At 69.3% G+C, this 6,178-nt stretch carries 6 protein-coding genes; 5 read left to right on the top strand and 1 reads right to left on the bottom strand.

What is annotated here, in order from left to right:
- Positions 1-606 (top strand): hypothetical protein (locus tag VGI12_15190; protein HEY2434018.1); only part of this gene is annotated, 606 nt, incomplete at its 5' end.
- 11 nt (positions 607-617) lie between these two features.
- A complete protein-coding gene (locus VGI12_15185) occupies positions 618-776 on the top strand; it encodes a hypothetical protein (GenBank protein ID HEY2434017.1) in 159 nt (52 codons plus the stop codon).
- A gap of 18 nt (positions 777-794) precedes the next feature.
- Here the strand turns inward: VGI12_15185 and VGI12_15180 are convergent, their stop codons facing one another.
- The gene (locus VGI12_15180) at positions 795-2,054 is read right to left on the bottom strand and encodes an MFS transporter (GenBank protein ID HEY2434016.1); all 1,260 of its coding nucleotides are present in this window, start codon (positions 2,052-2,054) and stop codon (positions 795-797) included.
- Positions 2,055-2,144: 90 nt separating this feature from the next.
- On the opposite strand from VGI12_15180, the gene VGI12_15175 reads away from it, so the two are divergent.
- The 3 genes from VGI12_15175 to VGI12_15165 form a co-directional block, all read left to right on the top strand.
- Positions 2,145-2,852, top strand: a complete 708-nt coding sequence (locus VGI12_15175) for a hypothetical protein (protein ID HEY2434015.1) — start codon at positions 2,145-2,147, stop codon at positions 2,850-2,852.
- Positions 2,849-4,390 carry a hypothetical protein gene (locus tag VGI12_15170; protein HEY2434014.1) on the top strand — a complete coding sequence of 514 codons (1,542 nt, stop codon included), beginning with the start codon at positions 2,849-2,851 and terminating at the stop codon, positions 4,388-4,390. Before VGI12_15175 ends, VGI12_15170 begins: the two co-directional genes overlap by 4 nt.
- A 26-nt stretch (positions 4,391-4,416) precedes the next feature.
- Positions 4,417-6,178, top strand: a 1,762-nt coding sequence (locus tag VGI12_15165; GenBank protein ID HEY2434013.1) for a PHP domain-containing protein, incomplete at its 3' end; no start/stop codon positions are given.

The raw sequence follows: 6,178 nt of genomic DNA, 5'->3' as shown, positions 1-6,178 counted from the left end.
ATGCCAATGATGAACATCTTTGAGCCGTTGTTCCTCCTGATCGTCTTGACGGCGGCGGTGTCCGTGCTGACCGCGGCAGGATTCGCCGTGACCGGCCGGTTCAGGCGCGCGGGCCGGATCGTCACCCGAGTCGTGATCGCGGCTGCCGTCTACATGACGATCGTCATCGCCGTCACCCTTTTCAGTGGCCGCCGCGTCTATCGCGTCGCCGAGGAGCGTTGCAACGACGATTGGTGCATCACCGTCACCGGCTGGCAGCGAGCTGCCGCGCCAGGCACCGATGTCACGATCTCGCTGCGACTGAGAAACCGCGCCCGGCGCGTGCCGATGGGAGAGCGTGGAACCGTCATCTACCTCACGGACGCGCAGCGGCGCCGGTTCGATCCGGTGGCGGATCCGTCGGAGCTGCCGTTCACCACGGTGCTGCAGCCCGGCCAATCGATCATGACCACGCGACGGTTCCAGGTGCCGACAGACGCGCGCGACCTCGGCGTGGTTTACAAGGGCGAAGGTGGCTTTCCGATTGGCTGGTTCGTCATCACGGAAGGCGGCTGGTTTCAGCCGCCCCCCATCGTCGCGCTGCAGCCGGCCACCGCCAGCCGGTGAGCCCATCGCGCGTGAGGACGCGCACACCGTGCCTGATGGCGGTTGAGAGGCTTCCAGAGCCGCTCACCACCGGGCCGATGCGCACCTTGCCGATCGTGCTGGTGTTCGCCGCGATGTTCTACTGGCTGTGGCGGGTGCGCAGCCGACGCGGGTTCGTGTCGGCGCGATAGACGATGGCCGCGGGTTGCTTATAACTCCCTGACGCCGTGGCTGCGGATGAGGAAGTAGATCGATACCGCGAGGATCAGCATCCCGTTCACTTCCAGCACGACCGGCGCCGACAGGCGGCTCGCGACGTAGCCGGCGGCGAGGCTGCCGAGCGGCATGCCGCCGCGGAACGCCACCATGTAGATGCTCATCACCCGTCCGCGCAGTTCGTCGGTCACGATCAGTTGCACCAGCGAGGCGGTCATCGAGAACGTCATCAGCAGCGTCGCGCCCGTGCCGAAGAGGATCGCGTCGCTCAGCCAGCCGACGCGAGTGACCGCGAAGGCGGTGACCAGGATCCCGAACGCCGCCTGGGTCAGCAGCAGCACGCGACCCATGTGGCGGAAGCGCCCCAGCCACGCCACGATCAGCGCGCCGCAGACCGCGCCGGCTCCCGAGAACGCCATCATGTGGCTGTAGCGGTTGATGTCGCCGTGGAAGATGTCCTTCGCGAACACCGGCAGGAAGGTGAGCAGCGGCAGCCCGAGAAACGTCGTCAGCCCGCCGAGCACCGCCAGCGAGACGATGGTCGGCTGGCCTTTCGTGTAGCGCAGGCCGCCCTTCAGCTCGTCGACGAGTGATTTCTGCGGCGGCTTCACCTGCCGGATCGTCATCGACAACAGCGCGACGATGACCACCAGGAAGGAGAGTCCGTTGAGGCCGAAGCAGGCGGCGCCGCCCCAGGCGGCGAGCGTGACCCCGGCCAGCAGCGGCCCGAAGACGCGCGCCAGGTTGAACTGAATCGAATTGAGCGCGATCGCGTTCGGTAAGTCCTTCTTCTGGACCAGCGACGGAATCAGCGCCTGGTAGGCGGGCCCGCCGAATGCCTGTCCGAGGCCAGCGATGAACGACAGCAGCAGGATCTCGGCGACGGCGATGTGATTGAAGTAGACGAGCAGCGCCAGCGTGAACGCCGTCGTCATCTGAATCAGCTGCGATCCCAGCAGCACGTAGCGCCGATCGTAGCGGTCGGCGACGACGCCGCCGATGAGCGTGAGGAGCAGGATCGGCAGCTGGCCGAAGAAGTAATCGAGGCCGAGATACCACTCCGACTTGGTCAGCTCGAAGACGAGCCACGCCTGCGCGACCTGCTGCATCCAGTTGCCGACCGTCGACGTGAACGCGCCAAACCACAGCACCCGGAAATCGCGGTAGTGGAAGGCGGCCAGCGCGCGGCCGATGATGGGGTGAAGCGGAGCCGAGGGGGTTTCGTGGGAGCTCGGCTGGGCGGCTGTGGACAACGCCTAATCATTGTAACCACTTACAGTCGCGCTTGATCCTCCGACCGATGCGCGCATATACTCGCGCTCGAAGGCGAACAAAAAGCGAAAATGCGCGCTGTCCTCGAATCGCTGCTGCGGGCCCGGAATCTCGACGTGACGCTGGCGGCGCTCGGCCCGGCCGGCGAACCGCTCGACCCGGCGCGCACCGCGCCGACCGGCTGCGCGGCGCTCGACCGGCTGCTCGGCGGCGGCCTGCGCCGCGGACACCTCTCGGAGATTACCGGCGCGCCGTCGACCGGCGTCACGCAGCTGGCGATCCAGATGCTCGCCGCCGCGACCGCGCGCGGCGAAGCGGTGGCGCTCGTCGACACCTGTGACACGTTCGATCCGGCGTCGGCGGCGGCGCACGGCGTCGCGCTGCCGCAACTGCTGTGGATCCGCGAACGCGGCGATGCGGCGCGCGCGCTGCACGCGTTCGCGCTGGTGCTGCAGGCGGGCGGCTTCGGCCTCGTCGTGTTCGACGTCGCCGACGTTGCGGCGCACGCGCGGCGGCGTTTTCCCCCTACGACGTGGATGCGCGCGGCGCGGATGATCGAAGCCGGCGAGACGGTGGCGGTGCTCCTCGGCCGCGAACGGATGGCGCGCAGCGCCGGCGGCGTCACGATCGCGCTCGAATCCGTGCCGGCGGCCTGGCAGGGCCACACGCATCGCGCGCGCATCTTCAGTGGTCTGGCCGTCACCCCGCGTGTCATCGGGGCGGTCGTCGCCGGCGGACCGATCGGCGCGGGCGTGGCTGAGGCGTCGATTCCGAAATGACCGTCCCGTCGTACGAGGATCTCACGCCGGGCATTCCCGACGTGGCCGAAGCGGAAACCGCGGGGAACCTCGCCTCGTTGCTCCGTGAGCGTCGGGTGGCCAGCTCCCCGCTTCCGGCGTCCGGCGCTCAGCATCCGGGTGCCGCGTTATACGCCTGCCTGCGCCTGGGAGCGGCGAGCGCGACGCTGGAAGCGGTCCTCGCCATTGCCCACGACTTCTCGCCACGCGTCCGCCGGGCCAGCGCCCGCGAGGTCGTGCTCGACGTCTCGGGGCTGGGCGGCCTGATCGGGCCTCCGGCGGAGATCGCGCGACAGCTCGCGCAGGCGCTGCTCGGCGCGGGAATCGCGGCGAGCGTTGCGCTGGGCCAGACGCAGGTGGTGGCCCGACTGCTCGCGCAGGCGGACGCCGGGCAGACCGGTGGATCGTGCGCGCCGCTGCCGGTGCGGCTGCTGCAGGAGCTCGAGACGTTGCCGCCGGGCATCACGGATCGCGATCGCGCGCGGATCTACGAGACGCTCGAACGCTGGGGGATCGCGACGCTCGGCGACCTGGCGGCGCTGCCGGCCGCTGGCCTGTCGTCGCGACTTGGGCGGCGGGGCGCGGCGCTGCAGCGATTGGCGCAGGGTCTCGACGCCTCGCCATTCGTTCCCGACGCCGGCACGCCGCGTTACGTGGGACGGCTCGAGCTGGAATGGCCGATCGACGCGCTCGAGCCGTTGTCGTTCGTGCTGGCGCGGCTGCTCGAGCCGTTGACGGCGTCGCTCGAACGCGCCGACCGTGGCGCGGCGGCGATCCGCCTCGATCTGCGGCTGACGGATCGATCGACGCACGCGCGCCTGCTGCAACTGCCCGCGGCGATCCGCGAGGCGCGCGTCCTGCGGACGCTGCTGCTGCTCGATCTGGAATCGAGTCTGCTCTTCACGGCGGCGCGCGACGCCATGATCGACGTGGTCGCGATCGAGCTGGATCCGGCGCCGGCGCGCATCACCCAGTTCTCGCTGTTGCATCGGGCGCTGCCGTCGCCGGAAACCCTGGCGACGCTGACGGCGCGGCTGTCGGCGCTCGTCGGCGAATCGCGGGTCGGCGCGCCGGTGCTGATCGAGACCCATCGGCCGGGAGGGTTTGGGATGGTGGGGTATGAGCCGGGAAAAGGTGCCGAGGGTGCTAACGGTGCCAAGGGTGCTGAAGGTGCTGGTGCCAAAGGTGCTAACGGTGGCAAGGGTGCTGAAGGTGCTGGTGACGGGGGTGGGGTTCCGCGGGGTGTGGGGGGCGCCGTGCTCAGGCGCGAGCGCCGGTCCGTGGCGTTGAGCGTCCGTGTCGAGCACGGGCGGCCTGTGTACATCGCCTCGTCGCAGCGCGGCGTGCCGTACGGCGCGGTGGTGCAGGCGGCAGGACCGTGGCGGACGTCCGGCGAGTGGTGGAGCGACGAGCGGTGGAACCGCAACGAATGGGACGTCGCCCTGAAGAGCGGCGCGGTCTGCCGGATTCATCAGGATCGAACGACAGAGCAGTGGCTCTTCGAGGGGACGTATGACTGAGTTCAATCACCCGTAGCACCGCCACCGTGTCGTACATCGAGCTGCACGCGTCTTCCGCCTTTTCTTTTCTCGACGGCGCCTCGCTGCCCGAAGCGCTTGCCGAGCGCGCCGCCGCGCTGGGCTATTCCGCGCTGGCGCTCCTTGATCGCGACGGCGTCTACGGCGCGCCGCGCTTTCACCTGGCCGCGAAGAAGGCGGGGCTGAAGGCGATCATCGGGGCGGAGCTGACGCTGCGAGGCACGAACGGCCTCGTGCAATCCGTCGCGGCCGGCAGCGGCGCCCGCGCCTCGCGTCTGGTGCCGCGCGTGCCGCCGGACAGCGTCTTTCGCCTGCCCGTCCTCATCGAATCGCCGGTCGGCTACAAGAACCTGTGCCGGCTGTTGACGACGATGAAGTTGCGCGCGCCGAAGGGGGAGGGCGTGCTGTCGCTCGACGAGCTCGACGGGCACACCGCCGGCCTCATCGCGATTGGCGGCCGCGCCATGCTGAGCGGCGCGCGCTTCGGCGTCGGCGGCCTGATCGACCGCCTGGTCGGCGTGTTCGGCCAGGCGAACACGTATCTCGAGCTGCAGCGTCACCTGCTCCGCGACGAAGAAGCCGACAACCACGCGCTGCGCGATCTCGCGGGCGCCTATCACCTGCCGATCGTCGCCACCAACGGCGTGCGCTTCGGCGAGCCGGCCGCTCGGCCGCTCTACGACGTGCTCACCTGCATCCGCCACAAGACGACACTGGCGCAGGCCGGGCGGCGCCTGAGCGTCAACGGCGAGCGCTACCTGAAGAGCCCGGCCCAGATGGCCGCGCTCTTCACCGACCTGCCCGAGGCGCTGCACGCCTCGCGCGAACTGGCCGATCGTCTGTCGTTCACGATGGCCGACCTCGGCTATCGCTTTCCGGCGTATCCGGTGCCGGAGCGCGAGTCGATGGCGTCGTTCCTGCGCCACATCACCATGGCGGGGGCGCGCGAGCGCTATCGGCCGATCGAGCCGCGCCACGCGCGGCAGCTCGAACGCGAGCTCGATCTGATCGAGAAACTCGATCTCGCCGGCTACTTCCTGATCGTCTGGGACATCGTCAACTTCTGCCGGCAGGAGGGGATTCTGGTGCAGGGGCGGGGCTCCGCGGCCAACAGCGCCGTCTGCTACAGCCTCGGCATCACCGCGGTCGATCCGGTCGGGATGGATCTGCTGTTCGAGCGGTTCCTCTCGGAACAGCGCGGCGAGTGGCCAGACATCGACCTCGATCTGCCGAGCGGCGATCGCCGCGAACGCGTCATCCAGCACATCTACCGCAAGTACGGAAAGCTCGGGGCGGCGATGACCGCCAACGTGATCACCTATCGCGGCCGGAGCGCGGCGCGCGAAGTCGGGAAAGCGCTGTCGATCGATGCGGCCACCGTCGATCGCCTGGCCAAGACGATGAACCATTTCGAGTACGTCGATCCGCACGAGACGCTGGCGAAGAACCTCGGATCGGCCGGCGCCGACGCCGCGGATCCGGCGATCCGGCAGTTCGGCGAGCTCTGGCAGCAGATTCAGGATCTGCCGCGGCATCTCGGCCAGCACTCGGGGGGCATGGTCATCTGCCAGGGACGGCTCGACGACGTCGTGCCGCTCGAAACCGCTTCGATGCCGGATCGCGTCGTCATCCAGTGGGACAAGGACGACTGCGCCGACATGGGCATCGTGAAAGTCGACCTGCTCGGGCTCGGCATGATGGCGGTGCTGCAGGACGCGCTGGAAGTGGTGAACGCCGCCGGGGGGCGGGACGCCGGCCGCGGAGAGCGTG

The organism is Vicinamibacterales bacterium (assembly GCA_036496585.1).
GTDB lineage: Bacteria > Acidobacteriota > Vicinamibacteria > Vicinamibacterales > 2-12-FULL-66-21 > JAICSD01.
The sequence above is the reverse complement of the archived record's forward strand: the minus strand, read 5'-3'. Positions and strand labels throughout refer to the sequence as shown.

Excerpts from the sequence above, each read along its gene's own strand:
- VGI12_15175 (HEY2434015.1), top strand. The coding sequence starts at position 2,145 with ATGCGCGCTGTCCTCGAATCGCTGCTGCGGGCCCGGAATCTCGACGTG.
- VGI12_15170 (HEY2434014.1), top strand. The coding sequence starts at position 2,849 with ATGACCGTCCCGTCGTACGAGGATCTCACGCCGGGCATTCCCGACGTG.